Raw genomic sequence first — 1784 nt, forward strand, 5'->3', positions numbered from 1 at the left:
CTCCATCACAGAGCACGAGGGGCGCATCATCCAGAGCCGCTCGGAAGAGTCGATCATCAAAGAGATCGAAGAGATCCGCGACAAGGTGCCGGGCTTTACCGGTGTCATCTCGGATCTCGGCGGCCCCACCGCCAACATGTACAAGCTGCGCTGCAAGAGCCCCAGGGCCGAGCAGACCTGTCGCCGCGCCTCCTGCGTCTGGCCGACCATCTGCCCGCACATGGATACCGACCATACCCCCACCATCAGCCTCTATCGCAAGGCGCGGGATGTGAAGGGGATCAAGAAAATCCTGATCGCCTCCGGGGTGCGTTACGACATAGCGGTGGAAGATCCCCGCTACATCCGCGAGCTGGCCAAGCACCACGTCGGCGGCTATCTGAAGATTGCCCCTGAACACACGGAAGAGGGCCCGCTCTCCAAGATGATGAAGCCGGGCATGGGCAGCTACTACAGCTTCAAGGAGCTGTTCGACAAGTATTCCAAAGAGGCGGGCAAGCAGCAGTACCTGATCCCCTACTTCATCTCGGCCCACCCGGGCACCACGGATGAAGACATGGTGAACATGGCGCTCTGGGTCAAGACCAACAGCTTCAAGCTCGATCAGGTGCAGAACTTCTACCCGTCGCCGCTCGCCAACGCCACCACCATGTATTACACCGAGAAAAACCCCCTCAACAAGGTGAGCCGCCAGGGCGGGGACGTGTTCGTGGTCAAGGGCGAGCGTCGCCGCCGTCTGCACAAGGCGCTGCTGCGCTATCATGATCCGGCCGGCTGGCCGATGATCCGCGAGGCGTTGCTGGAAATGGGCAAGGGCCACCTGATTGGTAACGGCCCCAACTGCCTGGTGCCGCCGGAAGGCCGTGGCGAAGCCAAGGCCGAGCGCAGTCGCAGCAAGGGGCTGAAACCGGCCCTGACGCGCCACAGCAACATCACTCACCAGCGTGGTAATGGGGCGGGCAACAAGGCGGCTGGCGGCAAGCCGGTGGGTTCCCAGTTGCAGAAAGGCGCGGGTAACAGCAAACCTGTCGCGCAGGGTGCAGGTCAGGGTAAACCGGTTGGCAAACCCGCCCATAATAAAGGCAAGGCCCCGACCCGCGCAGGTTCCGCCAAACCCGCGTCTCAAGGCGGCAAGGCTGCGGCTAAAGGGAATGGTGCCAAGCGACCGGCTCGGTGAGTTTGCTGATTGGAAAGCGATAGAAATAAAAAGGCGACCGGATGGTCGCCTTTTTATTTCTAAACTGTAATCAATGTCACGATGTACTGTAGCCAGCACCTGCATGAGATAAAGTATAAAAGTATGTAGTTATCTCTCGATAATATATATTATCCCAATGATATGTGGAAGCTAATGAGTGTCAATATTTAAGTAATGCAGCGAGAGAGCGTTTAAATGTACATTTAAAAAATTTAATATGACGTTTCGCTGCTGATTATTATCAGTAACACCTAGCAGTAAAATACTAACCAATACATCAACATAGCCAGTTTAATGTGTTCTGTTTTTTTTACGAGCAGATTTTTGCGATTTATTTTTCCTTTTTTTATTTTGTTTGAAACTGTCTTTTTTAGTGGTTTTTGATATATTGTCATAAGGTTTTAATTTTTTTGACAATATATATAATTGTAGTTTTCGAATGCTTCTGCTTTTATACTTGGAATTATTGTGCTAGGTAACATATTGGTATGGTATCTAGATGCAATCAATGGATGATTACCAATTTGGTGAACTCCCTTATCATCCATGGAAAATTGTGCCAACTGATTAAATATATCATCTGATA

2 protein-coding genes are annotated in these 1784 nt (G+C 51.8%); one reads left to right on the plus strand and one right to left on the minus strand.

Going from position 1 to position 1784, the window contains the following annotated elements; all coding sequences use genetic code 11:
• Nucleotides 1-1177: DUF3362 domain-containing protein (locus AAC083_RS08570; RefSeq protein ID WP_146181625.1), on the plus strand; the 1177-nt coding region annotated here is incomplete at its 5' end.
• Nucleotides 1178-1599: 422 nt separating this feature from the next.
• Here the strand turns inward: AAC083_RS08570 and AAC083_RS08575 are convergent.
• A partial coding sequence (locus tag AAC083_RS08575; protein ID WP_219927873.1) for a hypothetical protein occupies nucleotides 1600-1784 on the minus strand: 185 nt, incomplete at its 5' end.

This window comes from Aeromonas sp. HMWF014 (assembly GCF_963878295.1).
Taxonomy (GTDB): Bacteria; Pseudomonadota; Gammaproteobacteria; order Enterobacterales; family Aeromonadaceae; genus Aeromonas; species Aeromonas popoffii.